General features: G+C 43.2%; 19 protein-coding genes. 9 read left to right on the forward strand and 10 right to left on the reverse strand.

Annotated features, from left to right (window positions below):
* The first annotated feature begins 279 nt into the window (after nt 1-279).
* Nucleotides 280-1,158 (forward strand): peptidoglycan recognition protein family protein, encoded by an 879-nt coding sequence (locus V7K48_RS15965; protein WP_335074029.1) that lies wholly within the window; start codon nt 280-282, stop codon nt 1,156-1,158.
* 146 nt (nt 1,159-1,304) lie between these two features.
* Here V7K48_RS15965 and ribBA read toward each other — a convergent pair whose 3' ends face one another.
* Nucleotides 1,305-2,978, reverse strand: coding sequence for a bifunctional 3,4-dihydroxy-2-butanone-4-phosphate synthase/GTP cyclohydrolase II (gene ribBA / locus V7K48_RS15970; RefSeq protein WP_335074031.1), 1,674 nt, complete (start codon nt 2,976-2,978; stop codon nt 1,305-1,307).
* 362 nt (nt 2,979-3,340) lie between these two features.
* Between ribBA and argC the strand changes: the two genes are divergently transcribed.
* Nucleotides 3,341-4,399 (forward strand): N-acetyl-gamma-glutamyl-phosphate reductase, encoded by a 1,059-nt coding sequence (gene argC, locus V7K48_RS15975; RefSeq protein ID WP_335074033.1) that lies wholly within the window; start codon nt 3,341-3,343, stop codon nt 4,397-4,399.
* Nucleotides 4,400-4,593: 194 nt separating this feature from the next.
* Here argC and eno read toward each other — a convergent pair whose 3' ends face one another.
* A complete protein-coding gene (gene eno, locus V7K48_RS15980) occupies nt 4,594-5,883 on the reverse strand; it encodes a phosphopyruvate hydratase (RefSeq protein WP_335074035.1) in 1,290 nt (429 codons plus the stop codon).
* A 329-nt stretch (nt 5,884-6,212) separates the two neighbouring features.
* Here eno and gloA point away from each other — a divergent pair, with 329 nt between their 5' ends.
* The 3 genes from gloA (at nt 6,213) to V7K48_RS15995 (ending at nt 10,479) form a co-directional block, all read left to right on the forward strand.
* Nucleotides 6,213-6,647, forward strand: coding sequence for a lactoylglutathione lyase (gene gloA / locus V7K48_RS15985; RefSeq protein ID WP_335074037.1), 435 nt, complete (start codon nt 6,213-6,215; stop codon nt 6,645-6,647).
* Nucleotides 6,648-7,346: 699 nt separating this feature from the next.
* Nucleotides 7,347-9,989, forward strand: a complete 2,643-nt coding sequence (clpB, locus tag V7K48_RS15990) for an ATP-dependent chaperone ClpB (RefSeq protein WP_335074039.1) — start codon at nt 7,347-7,349, stop codon at nt 9,987-9,989.
* Nucleotides 9,990-10,332: 343 nt separating this feature from the next.
* Entirely contained in the window at nt 10,333-10,479 is a 147-nt protein-coding gene (locus V7K48_RS15995) for a hypothetical protein (RefSeq protein ID WP_335074041.1), read from the forward strand.
* A 137-nt stretch (nt 10,480-10,616) separates the two neighbouring features.
* Here the strand turns inward: V7K48_RS15995 and V7K48_RS35035 are convergent, their stop codons facing one another.
* Nucleotides 10,617-10,721, reverse strand: coding sequence for a TPR end-of-group domain-containing protein (locus V7K48_RS35035; protein ID WP_442949443.1), 105 nt, complete (start codon nt 10,719-10,721; stop codon nt 10,617-10,619).
* 20 nt (nt 10,722-10,741) lie between these two features.
* Between V7K48_RS35035 and V7K48_RS16000 the strand changes: the two genes are divergently transcribed.
* The 3 genes from V7K48_RS16000 to rpmB all read left to right on the forward strand — a co-directional run bounded on the left by V7K48_RS16000 (nt 10,742) and on the right by rpmB (nt 13,547).
* Complete coding sequence (locus V7K48_RS16000) at nt 10,742-10,864, forward strand: hypothetical protein (RefSeq protein WP_335074043.1); 123 nt, start codon at nt 10,742-10,744, stop codon at nt 10,862-10,864.
* 253 nt (nt 10,865-11,117) lie between these two features.
* Nucleotides 11,118-13,109 (forward strand): molecular chaperone HtpG, encoded by a 1,992-nt coding sequence (gene htpG / locus V7K48_RS16005; protein WP_335074045.1) that lies wholly within the window; start codon nt 11,118-11,120, stop codon nt 13,107-13,109.
* Between the two features lie 201 nt (nt 13,110-13,310).
* Complete coding sequence (rpmB, locus tag V7K48_RS16010; RefSeq protein WP_335074047.1) at nt 13,311-13,547, forward strand: 50S ribosomal protein L28; 237 nt, start codon at nt 13,311-13,313, stop codon at nt 13,545-13,547.
* A 165-nt stretch (nt 13,548-13,712) separates the two neighbouring features.
* Here the strand turns inward: rpmB and V7K48_RS16015 are convergent, their stop codons facing one another.
* The 6 genes from V7K48_RS16015 to V7K48_RS16040 form a co-directional block, all read right to left on the reverse strand.
* Nucleotides 13,713-13,994 carry a hypothetical protein gene (locus V7K48_RS16015; RefSeq protein WP_335074049.1) on the reverse strand — a complete coding sequence of 94 codons (282 nt, stop codon included), beginning with the start codon at nt 13,992-13,994 and terminating at the stop codon, nt 13,713-13,715.
* Nucleotides 13,995-14,238: 244 nt separating this feature from the next.
* The gene (locus V7K48_RS16020) at nt 14,239-14,880 is read right to left on the reverse strand and encodes a Uma2 family endonuclease (protein ID WP_335074100.1); all 642 of its coding nucleotides are present in this window, start codon (nt 14,878-14,880) and stop codon (nt 14,239-14,241) included.
* A gap of 508 nt (nt 14,881-15,388) precedes the next feature.
* Nucleotides 15,389-15,787: a hypothetical protein gene (locus V7K48_RS16025; protein WP_335074051.1), complete on the reverse strand. Its 399-nt coding sequence runs from the start codon at nt 15,785-15,787 to the stop codon at nt 15,389-15,391.
* A gap of 4 nt (nt 15,788-15,791) precedes the next feature.
* Complete coding sequence (locus V7K48_RS16030) at nt 15,792-16,175, reverse strand: hypothetical protein (RefSeq protein ID WP_335074053.1); 384 nt, start codon at nt 16,173-16,175, stop codon at nt 15,792-15,794.
* 433 nt (nt 16,176-16,608) lie between these two features.
* Complete coding sequence (locus V7K48_RS16035) at nt 16,609-18,147, reverse strand: M16 family metallopeptidase (protein WP_335074055.1); 1,539 nt, start codon at nt 18,145-18,147, stop codon at nt 16,609-16,611.
* 38 nt (nt 18,148-18,185) lie between these two features.
* A complete protein-coding gene (locus tag V7K48_RS16040) occupies nt 18,186-19,829 on the reverse strand; it encodes a M16 family metallopeptidase (RefSeq protein ID WP_335074057.1) in 1,644 nt (547 codons plus the stop codon).
* Nucleotides 19,830-19,978: 149 nt separating this feature from the next.
* Between V7K48_RS16040 and V7K48_RS16045 the strand changes: the two genes are divergently transcribed.
* Nucleotides 19,979-20,593, forward strand: coding sequence for a TetR/AcrR family transcriptional regulator (locus tag V7K48_RS16045; protein WP_335074059.1), 615 nt, complete (start codon nt 19,979-19,981; stop codon nt 20,591-20,593).
* A gap of 62 nt (nt 20,594-20,655) precedes the next feature.
* Here the strand turns inward: V7K48_RS16045 and V7K48_RS16050 are convergent, their stop codons facing one another.
* Nucleotides 20,656-21,096 (reverse strand): DUF4332 domain-containing protein, encoded by a 441-nt coding sequence (locus V7K48_RS16050; RefSeq protein WP_335074061.1) that lies wholly within the window; start codon nt 21,094-21,096, stop codon nt 20,656-20,658.
* Between the last annotated feature and the right edge of the window lie 35 nt (nt 21,097-21,131).

A 21,131-nucleotide genomic window follows, 5' to 3' on the forward strand; every position in this document is an offset into this window, starting at 1 on the left:
ATTTCAATCTTAAAAGGGCGGCTCATGGCTATTTTAATTTATCGAGTTTCTTTTCTCCATTATATGCAGCTTCATATAAAATTGGTATAAGCTGCTAATCGTTGGCTCGTAACAGCATTATTGCAGGGATTATAAACGTATATTTAACTAGAATTAAAGTATTATAGCAATTCTTGTTTGGATACCATAGGCGTTAGGGGCGTACAGAAGTGCGCCCCTACAAAAGATACATCAGTTTAGCTATAAGTTAATATCTACCGTTTTCCGGGTATTAGAAAAATGAAGTTTACAGACTGGGCGACTAGGGTGCTACTAATCTGGCTGATGTTTGCCACTCTAATTGCAGTGCTGCTAATTGGACGAGCGACACAATTACACAATAATCCGATAACATACCATACATCCAATCCACAGGTTACAGCCTGGAGTCAATATCCCCAGGCGCAATTCCAATCAGCTAAAGAGCCTGAAAAGAAATTTCAACGTGTTATCAAGTCCCCAATCAAGATTAGCAAGCCTTTAGCAAGATACGTAACCACTCAAGCTTTTGCACAGTACAGACCTAATTATCAAGTTGCTTCGGTTGACCCAAGTAACTATGGAGAACGTTACACCCAAGATGTTAACGGCGTAACTCTCAACAACCAACCGATTATCGTCCTCCATGAAACTGGTTATTCTGCTTCCAGCGCAGTTAATTTCTTTCAAGTAGCTCATAACGATGAAAGTGTGCAAGCAAGTTACCACGCTTTAATCAAGCTAGACGGAACAGTAGTTTATCTAGTACCGCCAGAAAAGCGAGCTTTTGGTGCGGCTAACTCAGTATTTGAGAGTTCCGAGGGAGTGGAAACTGTGCAGACTAATCCGAATTTGCCAGCGTCTGTGAATAATTTTGCTTATCACGCTTCTTTAGAAACACCGCCAGATAGTTATGACAGTAGCAGCCAACAAACCCATAGCGGCTACACGGAAGCTCAATATAATTCTCTTGCTTGGTTAATTGCTCAAAGTCAAGTTCCAGACGATCGCATTACTACCCACCATCTTGTAGACCGTTCCGGTAAAAAAGTTGACCCGATAAATTTTGATGGGAATAAATTTCTGAACTTACTTAATACTTATCGTCAGGTTAGACCAATCTATAGAGTAAGTAAATAAAAAGTGGGGCGTTACGTTACGCGATAACACAACGCCAAGTGCTACAACGGAGGAAACCTCGCTTCGGGTTTGCCAGTCACCTACAGCGATGGACTCACCGCAACGCACTGGCTCCCCGACATTTCTTGAAAGGAAAATTATCGAAGCTATTTGCTAAAGCTATAAATTTGCTGTGTCTCCAGGCGATCGCTAATCGATGAAGGCAGTGTACCATCTGGGAATGTCTGTCGATCTAGTTGGACTTGTAAATTACTCAAAGGATCGCAACCAGAAGAAATCAGAAATTCTATTTTCTGGATGTAAGGCAAAGTTGCTAGGTTGTCTAGAATTTGGAAGATAGCCTGGATATAAGGATGACTACTTTGTTGATACCAATCACAGCTAGCAACTTTTGCCTGATCAAAACCCAAGTGTACTGTTAAAGATGGCTCGTCAAATATAGCGATCGCTAAAGGACGCGCTTCTTCCTGTAACAATAAATCATTACTTCTCGCTAAGTGTCGCAGTTTCTCTAAGCGTTCATAACGTTCCGTTACAGCTTCTGGGTCATCTTGCCAGTGGATTGCTACTGTTACCAGATAAGTCTGTAACAGCATATGACCTAGCTTTTTCGCCTTTGTCGCCAAATAATAAGAATTGTAGTCATTAGCCTCAATTAACAATGGCAAGCGATCAACTACTTCCAACCCATAGCCCTTGACTCCAGCAATTTTGCGGGGATTATTGGTAATCAGGCGAATCTTTTTGATCCCCAAGTCCATCAGCATTTGTGCCCCCATTCCGTAGTCTCGCAAGTCAGCAGGAAATCCCAAACGCTCATTCGCCTCTACTGTATCCAGCCCCATATCCTGCAACGAGTAGGCTTTCAGCTTGTTAATCAAACCGATTCCCCGTCCTTCTTGCCGCAGGTATACAACTACACCTTGACCAGCAGCCTGAATCATTTTCAGTGCAGCTTCTAACTGCATCCGACAGTCGCAGCGCAAAGAACCCAAAGCATCGCCAGTTAAGCATTCTGAGTGCATCCGCACCATCACTGGCTCATCTTGGAAGTTAGCTGGATCACCCTTGACAATTGCAACGTGTTCTGTGTTATCCAGAGTGTGGCGGTAGGCGTAAATTTCAAACTGACCGAATTGACTAGGCAGCTTGGTAATCACCTCACGATACACGAGGCGATCGTGCTGTAGGCGATAACTGATTAAATCCGCAATACTAATAATTTTTAAATTGTGACGTCTAGCGTATTCAACTAACTGCTGCAACCGTGCCATTGAACCATCGGAGTTTTGAATTTCACAAATTACACCCGCTGGGTATAGCCCTGCTAGTCGAGATAAGTCTACAGCCGCTTCCGTATGTCCTGCCCGTTTAAGTACGCCTCCAGCCTTAGCCCGAATCGGAAAAATATGACCAGGACGACGTAAATCAGTAGGTTTTGTGGCTGGGTTGAGAGTAACCTGGATAGTGCGGGCGCGGTCTTCCGCTGAGATGCCAGTGGTTACACCCAATTCTGGGCCAGCATCAATACTAACAGTGAAGGCTGTTTGGTTAGTATCTGTAATGTTGCTTACCATCAAGGGTAAGTCTAGTTCGTCTAGGCGATCGCCTGTCATTGCCAAACAAATCAGCCCTCTAGCTTCCACCGCCATGAAATTAATTATGTCCGGTGTGGCAAATTGGGCAGCACAGATTAAGTCGCCTTCATTTTCTCTATTTTCATCATCTACCACTACAATGACGCGACCAGATTTTAGGTCTGCTAAAGCAGCATCAATTGAATCAAATTTAAAAGCTTGGGTAGTATTAGGCTGTGACACAGAAAGATTTCCAGCTACCAACGTAAATTTTTTTAACAATTTCTTCTTTTAGATTGTAGCTTCTTTATAAGGCAGAGAAGTAGACTAGCAATGATTTGATAACGTGGCAAAAATTTTTGCCCCTAAAATTGGGGTTTAGTAATAGAGTGCAGCGAGAGTTAAACACTCACTGTGTAAAGTCAAGAGCAAAGCAAGGAAAGCTTTGCCTCCTGTCAAAGGTCAAGTATCAAAAACTGTTGGACTTTTGACTCCCCAAAACAAAGTAGAGGGGTTTGGGGTATTTTGTGCGCTGCGCGTCTAGTCGCTGATATTGTTGATAGCTGAGAACGAATTAATCATTCATGGGATAAGGATTTCAGATCATGGGCAAATTTAGACGCGTACCCGTTGGGATTGTTGGCGCGTCGGGCTATGGCGGAGTACAGTTAGTACGACTACTGATGGATCATCCAGAAGTCGAACTGGTTTATTTAGGCGGTGAGAGCAGTATCGGGAAATCCTTCGGGGATTTCTACCCGCATCTGGCTCATGCAACTAACCTGCTAATAGAAGCGGTAGAACCAGAAATAATTGCTCATCGCTGTGAAGTAGTTTTCCTGTCTTTACCAAATGGTCTGGCTTGCCAAATCGCGCCCAAACTGTTGGAAAAAGGATGTAAAGTACTAGATTTGAGTGCAGATTATCGGTTCAGTAATTTGACAACTTATACAAATTGGTATGGCACTGAGAGAAGCGATCGCTCAATAGCAGCTACAGCAGTTTATGGATTACCAGAACTTTATCGCGATCGCATTGCTGAAGCTCAACTCATTGGCTGTCCTGGTTCCTATCCCACTGCTAGTCTCCTTGCACTTTCGCCACTCTTAAAGCAAGGTTTAATCGTCCCAGAAACAGCTATTATCGATGCCAAATCTGGCACATCTAGCAGTGGACGGCAAGCTCAAACCAACTTATTACTAGCTGAAGCCGACAACTCCATAGCAGCTTTCAATGTCGGCTGTCACCGTCATACCCCAGAAATTGAGCAAATTTGCAGTGACTTAGCAGGTCACGAACTCGTGATCCAATTTACACCGCACCTTATCCCAATGGTACGCGGTATTTTGGCAACGGTATATGCCACACTGCGTGATCCTGGTCTAGTGCGAGATGACTTAATCACAATTTTCTCCGCCTTCTACCGCAACTCTCCTTGGGTGAAAATTTGCGGTAGCGGCGTTTACCCCCAAACCAAGTGGGCTAACGGTAACAATCTTTGTTATATCGGTGTAGAAGTTGACCCGCGCACAGGTCGTGTGATTGTCATGTCAGCAATTGACAATCTAATTAAAGGACAGGCGGGTCAAGCGATTCAGTGTCTAAACTTGATGATGGGCTGGGATGAAACCTTGGGGTTGCCCAAGTTGGGGTTTTATCCTTAAATCAGTTAGGAGTTAGGAGTGATAAGTTATGAATTAAAAACTCCCAACTCCTAACCTGTCAATTTTAGATTTTGAATTTTGGAAAATGGAATTGAAGAAAAAATCTAAAATCTAAAATCGTTCGACTGAGGTGGCGTTCTGCAAGAAAGTCTAAAATCCAAAATTGAATGACTCCTAACTCCTAACTTCTAACTCTACTTCGGCCCTAACCCCACAGCACCAGCATAAACGGCGCGATCGCCTAGTTCATCTTCAATTCGCAGCAAGCGATTATATTTTGCTACCCGTTCGCTACGACAGAGGGAACCTGTTTTGATTTGACCGGCACGAGTTGCTACGGCTAAATCGGCGATCGTTGTGTCTTCTGTTTCACCAGAACGATGGCTAATTACTGAACGGATACCGTTACGAGTTGCCAAATCAATCGTTTCCAAGGTTTCGGTGAGAGAACCAATTTGATTGAGTTTAATCAAAATGGCATTAGCGGCTTTTTCCTGGATGCCTCTTTGCAAGCGCGTGGCGTTAGTCACAAACAAGTCATCTCCTACCAACTGCACCCGCGAACCTAACTTCTGGGTGAGCAATTGCCAACTTTGCCAGTCTTCTTCGTGCAAGCCATCTTCAATTGACACAATTGGGTATTGATCAACCAGTTGAGCAAGGTAATCAATAAACTCAGCCGGAGCGTGAGGTTTACCATCGTAAACATACTGCCCATTCTTGTAAAACTCGCTAGCCGCCACATCCAATGCTAAAGCTACTTCTTCCCCTGGTTTATAACCAGCTTTCTTAATGGCAGCAACCAGCAATTCCAAAGCCACCTGATTGGATTCTAAGTTAGGGGCAAAGCCACCTTCATCGCCTACACCAGTAAGCAACCCTTTCTCATCCAACACCTGACTGAGAGTAGCAAACACCTCTGCACCCCAGCGCAACGCTTCCCGGAAGGAAGTTGCGCCAATTGGGACAATCATAAACTCTTGAAAATCCACGTTGTTTGATGCGTGTGCCCCACCGTTAATAACGTTCATCAAAGGCACTGGCAACAAATTTGCTAAAGGGCCACCCAAATAGCGATATAGGGGAATTGCTAAAGACTGGGCACCAGCTTTGGCTGCTGCTAAGGAAACCGCCAAAATCGCATTAGCCCCCAAATTGGATTTGTTAGCAGAACCATCTATAGCGATCATCGTGCGGTCTAGCAGTTCTTGGTTGAGAGCATCCAAGCCTAACAATTGCGGCGCAAGTGCTTCTTTGACGTTTTGTACTGCCTTGAGTACACCTTTGCCCCCGTAACGGCTTTTATCGCCATCACGCAGTTCGTGAGCCTCAAAAGTGCCAGTAGAGGCACCACTCGGAACCTGCGCCAGTCCTACAACACCGTTGGCTAAATGCACTTCGGCTTCAATTGTCGGTCTACCCCGTGAATCGAGAATTTCGCGAGATGCGATCGCCTCAATGGCAGTATCTAAAATGTTAGTCATCTGTGTTTTGTCCTTTATTCGAGTGCGTTCTTAGCCTTTATCGCCCACAGTCCACTAGCTAACCCAATCGCTAGCATAGGCGTTTAAGTGACTTTGTCGGCTGAGATTAAAGAAGATTTCCAGAGTTGGAGTCAACTAACAGGATTGATCAGATTCTGGAACCCGCCTACACGGGATTTATTTATGTAGCAACGAATTAAATAGGTTTATTTCTGGTTTATCTGTTAATAAATGCAACATCTGAGCTATTGAACTTTTGAATTCCTGAACTCCTTTAAAATATTGTTGGCAGAGAGTAACACTAAATCAATTACAGAGAACAAGTCAATATGCGATTACTACACACAATGCTGCGGGTGGGCAACCTTGAAGAGTCCTTAAAGTTCTACTGTGAAGTTCTAGGAATGAAATTACTGCGCCGAAAAGACTATCCAGGGGGAGAATTTACCCTGGCTTTTGTTGGCTATGGCGATGAAAGCGACAACACGGTGATCGAACTAACCTACAACTGGGGGGTGGAAAAGTACGAATTAGGTAATGCTTACGGTCACGTCGCCCTTGGTGTTGATAATATTTACGCTACGTGTAAGGAAATCCGCAATCATGGCGGTAAAGTCGTGCGTGAACCAGGGCCGATGAAACATGGTTCGACAGTAATTGCTTTTGTGGAAGATCCAGATGGGTATAAAATTGAACTTATTCAACTGGAAACTCAAGGGTCAGCAGTCAAACAGGAATCACAAGAGCAACTTGTGAGTCAGTAATTCTTATAATTAAGAATATAGGTGATGGAGTTGAGCTTCACTAGTGCTGATCACCGTTCGCCCTTGACGTCTCACTTCACTGCGGTCGTAGTGGCTCCCCTTCTTCCAAAGGGAGATGCTAGCGCCAAGGGTGAAGTTCAAAGCGACGGTTTCCGCCGCTCCTCCTTTTCCCTGAGTGCGGAGTAAAACTCTATCGAAGGCAATAAAGTGATAGGAAAATCCACACCGATGTCTTGAAAAGTTGAGCTAGATACGGAGAAATTGATTATTCCTGCACACTGGCATCACGTGCTGATAAACCCAGACGCGCGAGACTTTTCGCTTTTTGCCTCCCCTTTTTAGGCGGGTTAGGGTATCTCCTGTGCGTAAATTTTATTAGTATTACGCCCATACTGTGGTTGATGAGCAACACTAATAGCGACGCCGAATAGCCCATCGTAGACATCGCTCCAATAGCACCATCTGGCAAAGTCCGCTCAGAACAGTGTTTTCGTTTTAAATTAGGAAATAGGTAATCGATTAAACTATCACCAATTACCAATCCAAAATTGCCACTGGAGATACACGCGGATATCAGCTGAGAATGTTTGGATAATTATCTGGGTACTAAGAAGTAGGGTTACAACCACTCCCTACTTCCCACTCTCTTTAATAATCCCCAATCCCTAAACTAAAAATTCAAAATCCAAAATTCTAAAAATGCAACCGACAGATCCCAATAAATTTACTGATAAAGCCTGGGAAGGAATTGTTAAATCTCAGGATATAGTCCGTGCTTATCAACAACAGCAACTAGATGTTGAACATTTAATTATTGCCCTGTTAGAAGAACCCACTAGTCTAGCAATACGTATCTTGGCTCGATCTGAGGTCGATCCAATCCGCTTCCAACAGCAGCTAGAAGCCTTTACCCAACGTCAGCCGAAAGTTGGTAAAAGCGATCAGCTTTACCTTAGCCGCAGTTTAGATGTTTTACTAGACCGAGCTGAGGAAGCTAGAGCCAGGATGAAAGACTCCTATATTTCTGTGGAACACATACTCTTGGCTTTTGCTGAAGACGATCGCGTTGGACGAAAGATACTCAAAGGCTTTAGTGCGGATGCAGCCAAACTAGAAGCTGCGATCAAAACCATTCGCGGTAGCCAAAAGGTAACAGATCAAAGCCCAGAATCCCGCTATGAAGCCTTACAAAAATTTGGTATAGACTTGACAGAACAGGCAAAAGCTGGAAAACTAGACCCGGTGATTGGGCGGGATGACGAAATTCGTCGGGTAATTCAAGTCTTGTCTCGTCGTAGCAAAAATAACCCAGTCTTGATTGGTGAACCCGGGGTAGGTAAAACAGCGATCGCCGAAGCTTTGGCACAGCGGATGGTAAACGGTGATGTTCCTGAATCTCTGAAAAACCGCCAACTGATCTCTTTAGATATGGGCAGTTTGATTGCTGGGGCAAAATATCGAGGTGAATTTGAAGACCGTCTGAAATCTGTTCTCCGGGAAGTTACGGAATCTAACGGGCAAATCGTCCTATTTATTGATGAACTGCATACCGTAGTTGGTACAGGTTCCAATCAACAAGGGGCGATGGATGCCGGAAATTTGCTCAAACCAATGCTAGCGCGGGGAGAACTGCGTTGTATTGGCGCTACTACCCTCGACGAGTTCCGCAAACACATAGAGAAAGATGCTGCCCTAGAACGCCGCTTTCAACAAGTTTTTGTGGATCAGCCAAGTGTAGAAAATACTATTTCCATTCTCCGGGGATTGAAAGAACGCTATGAAGTCCATCACAATGTCAAAATTTCTGATTCGGCTTTGGTAGCAGCAGCAACCCTGTCAGCACGTTACATTAGCGATCGCTTCTTACCAGATAAAGCTATTGATTTGGTGGATGAAGCAGCAGCACAGTTGAAAATGGAGATTACCTCCAAACCAGAGGAATTGGAAACCATTGATCGCCGCCTGATGCAGTTAGAAATGGAAAAGCTGTCATTAGCTGGTGAAGAAAAGGGTATTCCCCAAACTAGAGAACGTTTGCAGCGAATTGAGCAAGAAATCGCCAATTTAACTGAAAAACAGCAAACATTTAATGAGCAATGGCAAGGTGAAAAGCAGCTATTGGAGGCGATCAGCGCCTTAAAGAAAGAAGAAGATGCCTTGCGAGTGCAAATTGAACAGGCAGAACGTGCCTATGACCTAAATAAAGCTGCCCAACTGAAGTATGGCAAATTGGAAGGAGTACAACACGATCGCGAAGCCAAAGAAGCGAACCTTTTAGAAATTCAAAACCAAGGTTCCACGTTGCTGCGAGAACAAGTCACTGAAGCCGATATTGCCGAAATCGTTGCCAAGTGGACAGGAATCCCCGTCAATCGTCTGTTGGAATCAGAACGGCAAAAATTACTGCAACTAGAAAGTCATTTACATCAACGAGTCATTGGGCAAGAGGAGGCTGTAGAAGCGGTAGCAGCGGCAATTCGTCGCGCCCGTGCAGGAATGAAAGACCCCTCTCGTCCCATTGGTTCATTTTTGTTCATGGGCCCCACAGGTGTGGGTAAAACCGAACTTGCACGGGCTTTAGCTCAGTTTCTCTTTGATTCTGATGATGCATTGGTGCGCTTGGATATGTCTGAGTATATGGAAAAACACTCAGTTTCTCGCCTTGTGGGAGCGCCTCCAGGATATGTAGGATATGAAGAAGGCGGTCAACTTTCCGAGGCGATTCGCCGCCGTCCCTACTCAGTAGTGCTGTTGGATGAAGTGGAAAAGGCCCACCCCGATGTGTTCAATATTTTATTACAGGTGTTAGATGATGGGAGAATTACTGACTCTCAGGGAAGGACGGTAGATTTTCGCAACAGCGTTATTGTGATGACCAGTAACATTGGTAGCGAACATATCTTGGATATATCTGGTGATGATTCCAAGTATGAAACAATGCGGGTCAGGGTAATGGAAGCCTTGCGATCGCATTTCCGCCCGGAATTTCTCAACCGCGTTGATGATATTATTCTCTTCCATACCTTAAATCGCACGGAAATGCGGCATATCATCCGCATTCAGCTCAAGCGGGTAGAAAATCTCCTGGGCGAGCAAAAAATCTTCTTTGAGATATCCCAATCAGCCTGTGATCACCTTGTAGAATCAGGCTATGACCCAGTTTACGGTGCCCGCCCACTGAAACGGGCAATTCAGCGAGAAGTAGAAAACCCCCTCGCCACCAAGTTATTGGAAAATACTTTTATCTCTGGAGACACGATTATCATTGACAAAAATGAAAACGGTCTGTCTTTTAGCAAAAAAGTGCCAGTGAAGGTGTCAGTAGCACAGATTGCTACATAGTCTGAGAAGGCGATTAGAAAGATACTGTTGGCGAATTGATCGGGGGTCTAACCCATCAACCCCAATCCATCTTAATTTCTGGAATTTCAGTGCGTTGAAACGCACTTTAGCTATTAGCCTGCAATTTATTGCAGGGTGGGAAAGCGACACTAAACTAGGGTTTTAGGGGTGATATCAAGTCCGGGTAATTAGTTATGATTTCCACGGTCGTTGCACCCCACCCCTTAATCCCCTCCCCGCTTGCGGGGAGGGGAGACATAGCGTAGCTTTGGCGGGGTGGGGTTCTTCGGGTTTAATAAGTAATCAAGCGGACATGATATGAGGGGTTAAACAAGAGAGAGAATTGACCAACAGTATCTTAGAAATCGTGGCTACGCGGATAAAACCCACCTTCGTGGGTTTATTTTTTATTCTCTACAAGATGCTGTGCGATCGCAGAAGCCGTAAAGTCACAAAGCGATCGCTACATCAGTTTACAGCTTCTACATGAATTATGTTGTCATTCTTAGTTTCCCAGTCTTCACCATCCAAAACCGAGAATTCCGTTTGGAATTGGGAAACAAGAGGACATGACTTTTAATTTCATCTGTTTAATAACTATCACTATATCTTTTGTTAAATTAAAGCTTAAAAGCACTCATCTTTCCGAATATCATCAAAATCCGAGTCATTTTTTGCCATCTCACGATATTCGTCAGGATTTAGGTTGATAGCCTGCTGTAGATTTTTAATCGCTAATTCGACATTGCTCTGTGAAGCATAATGCCAAAGCTGGGTTAACTGTCAAACAAGAATTTATCGATCCTACTTATCCGTACCACTATTTTTTGGTGTTGGAAAAAATACAGCAATACTTAGATAGCAGTCTCAACTAGGTTAATAGACCTGCGGTGAAAATCGGGAGTCGGGAGTCGGGAGTAAGGAAATCCCAATCAGAAAATGGGGGCAAACAAAGCTCAAAAAATGAGCGTAGGCGCAGCCTGTCGTAGACATCGCCTAAGTTATGCTTTTAAAATTCTAATTGCTTGATGCCCTTCTATGTTCTCCGGGTTTATCCTGGAAAACAGAGGGCTAGGCTATATTAGCCACTATCATCATTGAAGATACTAACATCGAAGATCACCAATTATGCTAGAACAAGGCACTATCAGTATTCATACTGAGAATATTTTCCCGATCATTAAGAAGTCGCTCTACTCAGATCACCAAATCTTCTTGCGGGAACTGGTATCCAACGCTGTAGACGCCATCCAAAAGCTGAAAATGGTATCCCGCGCCGGAGATTATGCTGGAGATATCGGTGAACCAGAAATTGAAATTGCCATTGACAAAGATAACAAAACCCTATCCATCTCCGATAACGGTATCGGGATGACCGCAGAAGAAGTTAAGAAATATATCAATCAGGTTGCCTTCTCTAGTGCTGAAGAATTTATTCATAAGTATGAAGGCAAATCAGATCAACCGATTATTGGTCACTTTGGTCTTGGCTTCTACTCCTCATTCATGGTGGCGCAAAAGGTAGAAATTGATACTCTATCCTACCAAGAAGGGGCACAGGCAGTTCACTGGACTTGTGATGGTTCCCCAGCATTCACCCTAGAAGAATCGCCCCGGACAACTCGCGGCACTACTATTACTCTCAGCCTGCAAGGAGAAGAGGAAGAATTTCTAGAAGATGCACGAATTAAGAATCTTGTCAAGACCTACTGCGATTTCTTGCCAGTACCGATAAAACTAGAAGGTGAAGTATTAAATAAGCAAATAGCACCGTGGCGAGAGTCTCCGAGTAATCTGAGTCAAGAAGATTATTTAGAGTTTTACCGCTATTTGTATCCTTTTCAGGAAGAACCGCTGTTGTGGGTACATTTAAATACTGACTATCCCTTTATCATCAACGGGATTCTGTATTTCCCGAAAATGAAGCCGGATGTAGATGTTACTAAGGGGCAGATCAAGCTATTTAGTAATCAAGTTTTTGTTAGCGACAACTGCGAAGAAATTATTCCACAATTTCTGACTCCAATGCGGGGTGTGATTGATAGCACCGATATTCCTCTGAACGTATCGCGCAGTGCCTTGCAAGGCGATCGCACCGTGCGACGAATTGGTGATTACATTGCTAAAAAAGTAGGCGATCGCCTCAAAGAACTTTTCCGCGATAACCGTGAACAATACATTAGCGCCTGGAAGGATCTTGGTACTTTTGTAAAATTCGGCGTTCTCAACGACGAGAAATTCAAAAAACAAATCGAAGATATCATCGTCTTCCGCACTACCGCTAAGCTGACAGAAAAACCTGCTGCTGAAACTTCAGTGGTTGAAGTCCAGTCTTCAGAGGGAGATGCTTGGCAAGATGTCACTCCTCCTTCAGCCAGTCCTGATTTTTCAGCACCCAATGCTCCCTATACTACGCTCAAAGAGTATCTAGAACGTAACAAAGAACGTCACGAAAACCGGGTTTTCTACAGCACCGATGCAGCAACCCAAGCTACCTATATAGAACTACACAAAAATCAAGGCTTGGAAGTCCTGTTTATGGACTCCTTCATCGACACCCACTTTATCAACTTCCTAGAGCGGGAATATCAGGATGTTAAATTTACGCGGGTGGACTCAGATTTAGATAATACCCTGCTGGAACAAGACAAAGCTACGGAAATTGTTGATCCCAAGACGAACAAAACCCGGAGTGAGAGCATCAAAGAGTTATTTGAGAAATCTCTCAACAAACCGAAACTCAACATCCGTACCGAAGCTTTGAAATCAGACGATCCCCAAGGGACACCACCTGCGATCGTGCTTCTACCAGAGATTCTCCGCCGGATGCGAGAAATGAACGCCATGATGCAGCAGCAGACAGTAGATTTTCCTGAAGATCACGTTTTGCTGGTGAATACTGCTCACCCGTTGATTCAAAATCTGGCAAATCTTAGCCAAGGTAGTATTATTCTAGGTGACAGTGAATCGCCTACAGATCAGTTAGTAAACTTGATTTGCCAACACGTCTACGATTTAGCGCTGATGTCTCAGAAAGGGTTTGACGCTGAGGGAATGAAATCATTTGTTGAGCGATCAAATGAGGTGCTCACCAAGCTGACAGAACAAGCAAGTAAATAGTGCTGAGGCTGAGTTTGGAGTTAGGAGAGACGCGATTAATTGCGTCTGTACAGGAGTTAGGAGTAGAGACGCGATTAATCGCGTCTGTTAGGAGTTATTTCTCCCCCTGCTCCCCCTGCTCCCTATCTCTTCTTCTACTTCTGTTGCCTAAGACCTAAAATGGAAAGGCTGTATTAAAATAAGAATCTGGAGATACTTGTTATGTCCCGTCGCTGTGAACTAACTGGTAAGAAGGCAAATAACGCCTTTGCTGTATCCCACTCTCACCGCCGTACTAAACGCCTTCAGCACGCCAATCTGCAAAGCAAGCGTGTTTGGTGGCCAGGTGGAAATCGCTGGGTGAGATTAAAGCTGTCTACCAAAGCAATTAAAACCCTAGATAGTAAAGGGTTAGAAGCAATGGCAAAAGAAGCTGGCATTAACCTGAATCATTACTAAGTAATGTAGATTTCATAACCTGAGACTTTTGTAAGGTGGAATACAGGTGATTAGTAGGGTAGCACAGCTAGATGTGCTACCCTACTGCTTAAATATCAAAATCTAGAAGCATAAACATTCAACTAGACTATATAGTCGATTACAGATCCATGATCTATAGGTCTATTAAGGTTTGTAGGCAATAATACCAACGCCCTCCCGCCCATTATCCTGCCAATCAGGTGAGTAATCAATGCGTGCAAAAAAGTCGGCTTGTTCAACGATCAGACCTGCCTCTGTACAAACACGCCTTAAAATATCAGTTTCTAGAGTATGAAAAAGATTAGGTAGATTGAAACCAATTTGTGCCGGGAAATACTGAGGATAGTTTACAATTATCCCTGGACAAAGTTCACCCTGCTTTTTTCTTTCTTTATAGAGATAGAAAAATGATTTTAAATGTTTCATGTAAGGAGTGTCCGTAATTAAAAAAACTTTTCCTCCTGAACACAACCAACGATTTATTTGCTCTTTCTATTTGTTGTCTGATATGGTTGTTATCCAATTAGCTAAAAACTGCTCAAACTCATGTTCATTATTGATAATAGTTTCTCAAGGAATTAATTTAGTAAAAAAATACCATCAATCTCTTCACTTACCAGCAGAATGTAGGTTTTAATGTTGATGGTAGCAAGAGAGAAATAAGTCATTGCTATTGGATCTGCTTTTGTACCCAAAGACGAAAAGCCTTGAGCGTTGCATTTCTGCCTGCTGTTGTACTTTGCTCCAGATATTGGGGAATCGTTTCAATTAGTGGGAATAGAGGAAAATTTAGGCTTTGCTGAGACTCTATATAATGCCCATCTCGCAGAACGCTAATTTGGAGCTTTCCTTTATCAAAACGCCAAAGCTCAGGTACTTTTAAAGCTTCATAAATATTAGAATGAGTGCGAGAAGTAATATCAACTTCTAGAGCTAAATCCGGAGGGGGGTCTACTGTTAAATCTAGTCGCTTTTTGCCGCGAATCTTAGATTCATTTTTTATGTATAAACACTGGTCAGGTTCTATACCTTGAGCTATTGCTTGGTTTTTGAAAGTGGTAGAACCAAGACATCTAAACTCAATATCTAATTCTTCCAGAAGGGCTTTGACTAAATCACCAATAATTTCTTTGTCATATTCATGTTCTGGCAGTGGTGCCATAATCTCCAGTATTCCCCTGTTATAAGCAATTCGTGCAGCACGATGTTCCCCTAAATCCTCTATAATTGCTTCCAATTCCTGCCAGGTTACATCTCGCAGTAGCACTCTTTGTCCTGGTGGAACATGGATGCGCTTTAATTCCAACAACATCATCTCCACTCCCAGTAGCTCAAACCTAATATTTAGCTTACTTCAGTTTACTAATGCGCTGCGACAATTTTTGCTGCTTCATCACTAAAATTGTCGGACGCTTGGACACACAGCAGTTTGTCGTCTGACATCGGCTGCTTAAAAAACTCCTCATAGAAGTGTATATAGGGGCGATCGCTCCTATATAGAAAAGCGTAGTTTGAAGAAAAAACCTCTGGAGTTCCCAGAGGTTTTGGTTCCTGATTTAGTTTCTACTTGTTACTCCAACTTGTCCCCAGTCATTTCCCGATAATGAAGAAAATTATTTGATTTGAGTAGTTAGTCAAGTACTCAAAGGTGGGGGTATGCTATCTAGTGGACAACGCCAATGCATAAATAAATTTAGGGGCTTGAAAAGACAGTTGGCAGTGGAATTTCAGAATCTTTCTCCCCTGTTCCCTGCTTTGTGCCCCCCTGCCTCTTTGGTCATGTCCGGCTCTAAATGACAAATATTGCAATCCGCCAGCGATTAATTCCTATCTCCTCCCCATAATGCCTGCATTACTTGATCAGTCAATTCTTTACCAAACATCTGCTCTGCTAACTTATTCCCTGGATCTCGTTCAGCACTACTACGGCGCAAAAACAAGTCACGTTCTGCCAAAGCAGACCGTATATCTTCTGGCACAGGCTCCGCTTCGTCTACCCAGTTTATCCAGCGTTCGAGCATTTCGTTTGCAAATGTCCGAACCAGGTTGACTGTATCATTTGTGGCTGGACTTGTATAGCATAACCCGATAGGTGACATAAATTGACGAATATACACGCTCTTGCTGGTGTACATTGAAAGACTTGGTTCCTCCTGCAAATTCAGGAATAACTGATTAACAGGCTCATAGTAGCGTTCCAGATAGTCCAGGTCTGTCAATAAATCAGTTCGAGGAATGTAATCTAAAATAAAAGAAAATATCTGGAAGCGTACCAAACTCAAACGTTAGATGGGGTACACGTATGTGCGACCCTAACCAAACAGTCAGACGTATGACACTAAAATTTGACTTTTCATTATGCGACAACACATGCACTAGCCAATCAATTTCCGTACCAGAAAAAGCCTTGAGTGAACCCTGAAAATTACCATCAATGCTGCTGTAGCTATTTAAATCATTTGTAAAATCTGCTGGATTTAGTTTAAAACGATTCTCTAGCTTTTGTCGTAATTGGTTTGTAATAGTCCATAACTGCTCAAATACAGATGTATTATCTGAGTTGATTTCTTGGTAAATCATTGTTGTTTTTACTGGGACATTGGGCATGAACAATAAAAGTTTTTATGATTGCTTCTTAATTCTAAAGACGAAGTAAATCTGGGATAATGAGTACCAGTTTTGTGAGAATAAATTTAATTTTTTATTGGTATATTATAATGTCAACTTACTAATTGCTACAAGTTAGTTGACAATTTGGCGTTTGATTTTTTCACTTTGGATATCCAACTTTTGTATGAGTTAAAAATTTCTGAATAAGGAACTATGGTTTCAAATATTAGCTCAGATAGTGAAGGTGAGAAGCGATAGAGAAACAAAATTGTTGCAATCATGGCGATGCCTACGGTTCTTACTAGCCAACGCATTTATGATTTTGGCAAACGCATTTGTTATTTTGGCATCAAGTAACGAAACACTATCAAATTCATCATCCACATTCACTATCTAAAAGCAGGCTGAATTTATTGCTCACAATTTGTGATTAATTCTTCACCTGTGGCTGCGAACCAGGAATCGTTACATCTATTGGTGTCACCTGTGCTGCTAGCTGCGTCAATGGCGGTTGAATCGCGGTTTGATTCCCCACTACTAGAGTCACAATCTTTTCTGGCTTGAGGTATTCTCGTGCTACCCGTTGCACATCAGCGGCTGTGGTGGCGGCGACGGCTTTTTGATAGCGAAAGAGAAAATCAGCTGGATAGCCATAATATTCGTATCGCATCAACCGTGATAAGGTTTGGCTGGGGTCTTCAAAGTTGAATACAAAGGAGTTGAGTGTAGACTCTTTGGCAAAAGCCAGTTCTTTTGCTGTTACTCTTTGAGTTTGGGTGCGCTTGATTTCATCTTGTAAGGCTTTGACAAACTGCACGGTAGCATCCGATCGCGTTTGTCCACCAGCAATAAACATGCCAGGATAATCATAGCGGGGACTCCACTGGCCATACACAGAGTAAGCTAAACCTTGACGCGATCGCACTTCATTAAATAAGCGTCCACCAAACCCATTTAACACCCCATTTAATACATCCAGCGCTGCATAATCAGGATTGTCGAACCGTCCACCTAAATGCCCGATAAGCACACTACTTTGTGTTAGTTGTGGCTGATTCACAAAAAAGACTCCACCTGTATTCGCTGATAAAACCGATGGTAATTTGGGTTTAGCAATACCTGGGTTGCGGTTCCAGTCGCCAAACTTAGTTTGAACGAGCGATCGCATTTTCTTAGCATTAAAATCCCCCACAATCCCCAAAATCATATTATTAGGGTGGAAATATTGCTGATAAAACTTGAGTAAATCCTCACGAGAAACCTGATCCACCGTTGCATACTCTATCGTGCGGGCATAGGGACTATCTTTCCCATAGATCAGTTTCTTAAATTCTCGACTAGCAATCCCATCTGGATTGTCATTGCGACGGGCAATGCCACCTTTAGCTTGTGTCTTAGCCAAGTCTAGCTTTTCTTGAGCAAATACTGGCGATCGCAGTACCTCAGCAAACAGTCCAAACACCGTTTCTAAATCTTCACTGAGTGCGTCAAAGCTAGCACCACCAGAAGCTTCACCAATACTAGCTTCTACAGATGCCGCCCGTTGTTCCAATATCTCGTTGAGTTCATCAGCCGAATGCTTCTTAGTTCCCCCAGTTCGCATCACTGCGCCTGTAAAACCAGCCAAGCCGATTTTCTGTTGTGGTTCCAAGCGATTCCCTGTTCGCACAAACGCCGTCCCATTCACCAACGGTAACTCGTGATCCTCCATTAAATAGACAACCAAGCCGTTTTGGAGAACAAACCGCTCATACTTGGGTATCTTAATCTCAGGTAGCGGTGGCAACTGCAATTCTGTGTAATGCTTTGCTTGTGCCGTCGCCGCCAGAGAAAAATTACAAGTTAAAAGTAAACACGCAAAAACAGCAACCAAAGCATAAATAAACCCCTTCAAATTTTGGATTTTAGATTTTAGATTTTGGATTTTGAACACTATCTGCCTTTTACCCTTCACCTTGTACCTCTGCATATCTCTGTTCCTTTGCGTCCTTTGCGTCTACGTTTCTCTTAAGTTTCTTTCGACAACAACTTACCAATCGAGCGATTTTCAGCTGTAAACGTCTCCTTTGCCACCCGTTGAATATCAACCGTCGTCACCGCCGCAATCTCATCCAAGTGCTTAAACAAATTCCGCCATGAGCCAGTTTTGACCTCATATTCCAACAATTGTTCAGCCATCCCCATATTTGAATCGAGGGTACGTAACAAACCCGCCCGTGCTTGGGTTTTTACCCGTTCCAAATCAGCCGCCGCTACAGGCTCAGTTTTTAATTTCTCAATTTCTTGGCGCAAAGCCACCGCTAATTCATCAACTGTATGACCAGGAGCCGTGAGAGCATAGAAAAATATCAGGTTTGGGTACTTATCTCCAGGAAATCCACTGTAACCTTGGGCATTTAGTGCCAAACGCTGTTTTTCTACCAAAGACTTATATAACCGCGACGTGCGCCCATCACTTAATAAACTGCCAATGATTTCATAGACTGCATTATCTGGATGGGTAATTGCCGGACGATGATAACCTTCTAAATACCAGGGTTGAGAAGGTAGCTTTAAAGTGACTTCCCGTGTTTGTTGTTGTGGTGGTTCCGCCGGGATTTGTTCAACAGCTTTGGTTTTTGCTTGATAGCGGCCAAAATAAGTTTGCGCCAGTTTTTTTACCTCAGTCGGCTTAACATCTCCGACAATGGCGATCGCTAAATTACTTGGTACGTAGTGAGTATCAAAAAAATTCTGGACATCTTCTGGTGTCAGATTGCGGATATCTTCGTCATAACCAATCACCGGACGCCTGTAGGGATGGACTTTGTAAGCAGTATCAATAAATTTCTCCACCATCAATCCAATGGGTGAATTCTCCACCCGCATCCGTCGCTCTTCTAAAATTACATCTTTCTCTTTATAAAACTCACGCCGAATTACAGGATCGAGAAATCGCTCCGACTCCAGCGACATCCAAAGTTCCAGCTTATTGGCAGGAAAACTGTAAAGATAACGGGTGGCTTCAGTAGAAGTATTGGCATTTAAACCCACGCCTCCCGCTTGTTCTACAATTCGCCCCAGTTCGTTTTGCTTGACTAACTTACCTGCTTGTGATTCCACTTGCTTAAACTCAGCTTGTAACCGGGTAACCTCATCTTTTTTGCCATCGGCTTTCGCTGTTTTAATTTGGGCATCCAACCGCTCTAAGGTTTCTAATAGAGGTTTTTCTGCCTTGTAATCTTGTGTACCAATGCGTGTCGTGCCTTTAAACGCCAAATGCTCCAGAAAGTGAGCTACACCAGTTTTGCCATCTGACTCATCCACGCCACCGACATTCGCATAGGTAAGAAAAGAAATCACAGGCGCTTGATGTCGTTCCAAGACAATGAATTTTAGACCATTGTCGAGGCGAAACTCCGTTAATTGCTTGATTACTCGATCCAGATAAGGTTGGATCGAACTTTGAACAGGCTCCTTTTGAATTTTGGCTCCTTGAAGAGAAGGTGCCATCTGAGTTTGAGCTAGAGCAATTTCTGGCAGCAATCCCCACCAGAGGATGATCAAAGCTAATAAAGTGATAAATAACCGCTGCAATATGACAGATACTTTATCTGACCAATCCAAAATCCCTAATCTCAAATCCAAAATTGACCGACTGATCTGGTTCATAAGCGAAAATTAAGATAAAGTTACACTACCTAATAAACAGGATACTTAGCAAAAGGGCGTTAATCTTGTATTAAGTTTGTTGGGCTTTTTTACTTGATGTTAGACAATAATGCTACAAATCGTGTTCCGCAAATCTCACCATAACTGCTATGCGAGTTTTTAATTCTTCCCCACCCTCAGAGGCTCAGACGCGAACCCGGATTCTACAGACAGCACAACGATTGTTTGGCTCTCAGGGATTTGACGGCACTACTACCCGCGATTTAGCACAGGCAGCAGGTGTAGCTGAAGGCACTCTATTTCGTCATTTTCCCAATAAAAAAGCGATTTTGGTGGAAGTAGCCACGAGTGGCTGGGTAGAGATTCTGACAGATTTACTAACAGAATTAAGTGAAATGGGTAGCTATAAAGCTATAGCTCAGGTGATGCGCCGCCGGATGTGGAATTTCCAAAAAAATGCTGATTTGATGCGTGTTTGTTTTATGGAGGTGCAGTTTCACCCCGATTTGCGCGATCGCATTCAATTAGAAGTTATTACCAAAATGACCGATGTGGGCGAAGCATTTTTTCAAACAGCGATGGATAAAGGCATTTATCGCCAAATGGATGCCAAGCTGGTTGCCAAAGTTTTCTTGGGAATGTTTGCGATCGCAGGTTTTTCCAACAACACTCTCATAGAACCTGACGCCTCCCCCCAACAAATGCAGGAAATGGCAGAAGGACTTGCTGATATCTTCCTTAATGGAGTTTTAGCTAAAGAGTGAGGAGTTATGAGTTATGAGTTATGAGTTATGAGTTATGAGTTATGAGTTTTAACTTCTAACTCCTAACTAATGATTGCTTGCGCTTGCTGACTCCACTGTTGTACTAGTTCAATTGCTGGACACAAATCTCGTCGCTGCATTGTTGCTACCTGCAAGCGCATAATTTGTTGGTGCAATCTGTGAGTTGGAGTTTGAGCTAACTGCGTTACAGAACCAATACCCGCATGGAGCAATAAACCACAATATTGTGTCCCGACACTGGGAATACGCGCCAAGTCAGCCAAAGCTATCCATTTATTTACATACTGAAGATGAATCTGTAGTTTATTGGCTAACGCTAGTCTTTCTTCTAGAGTCTTCCCTTGTTTGACTAGCACAGTAGTGCTAGTAATTCCACAATTTTGCAGTTGAGATTGTTCCTCGTGGCTCAGTCCAGGTAATTGCTCGATTGGCCAGTCACGAGATTGGATAGGACTTTTACTATCTTTGTATTTAGCAGACATTTTTGAAATTAAAATATAGGCTTGTTTAAATATTG

It is taken from the genome of Nostoc sp., assembly GCF_036919615.1.
GTDB lineage: Bacteria > Cyanobacteriota > Cyanobacteriia > Cyanobacteriales > Nostocaceae > Nostoc.

Coding starts and splice junctions, on each gene's coding strand:
- V7K48_RS16030 (WP_335074053.1), bottom strand. CDS start 16,175: ATGCCCAATGTCCCAGTAAAAACAACAATGATTTACCAAGAAATCAAC.
- V7K48_RS16015 (WP_335074049.1), bottom strand. CDS start 13,994: ATGAAACATTTAAAATCATTTTTCTATCTCTATAAAGAAAGAAAAAAG.
- V7K48_RS16035 (WP_335074055.1), bottom strand. CDS start 18,147: ATGCAGAGGTACAAGGTGAAGGGTAAAAGGCAGATAGTGTTCAAAATC.
- gloA (WP_335074037.1), top strand. CDS start 6,213: ATGCGATTACTACACACAATGCTGCGGGTGGGCAACCTTGAAGAGTCC.
- clpB (WP_335074039.1), top strand. CDS start 7,347: ATGCAACCGACAGATCCCAATAAATTTACTGATAAAGCCTGGGAAGGA.
- V7K48_RS16020 (WP_335074100.1), bottom strand. CDS start 14,880: ATGTTGTTGGAATTAAAGCGCATCCATGTTCCACCAGGACAAAGAGTG.
- V7K48_RS16040 (WP_335074057.1), bottom strand. CDS start 19,829: ATGAACCAGATCAGTCGGTCAATTTTGGATTTGAGATTAGGGATTTTG.
- argC (WP_335074033.1), top strand. CDS start 3,341: ATGGGCAAATTTAGACGCGTACCCGTTGGGATTGTTGGCGCGTCGGGC.
- rpmB (WP_335074047.1), top strand. CDS start 13,311: ATGTCCCGTCGCTGTGAACTAACTGGTAAGAAGGCAAATAACGCCTTT.
- eno (WP_335074035.1), bottom strand. CDS start 5,883: ATGACTAACATTTTAGATACTGCCATTGAGGCGATCGCATCTCGCGAA.
- V7K48_RS16045 (WP_335074059.1), top strand. CDS start 19,979: ATGCGAGTTTTTAATTCTTCCCCACCCTCAGAGGCTCAGACGCGAACC.
- V7K48_RS15965 (WP_335074029.1), top strand. CDS start 280: ATGAAGTTTACAGACTGGGCGACTAGGGTGCTACTAATCTGGCTGATG.
- V7K48_RS16050 (WP_335074061.1), bottom strand. CDS start 21,096: ATGTCTGCTAAATACAAAGATAGTAAAAGTCCTATCCAATCTCGTGAC.
- htpG (WP_335074045.1), top strand. CDS start 11,118: ATGCTAGAACAAGGCACTATCAGTATTCATACTGAGAATATTTTCCCG.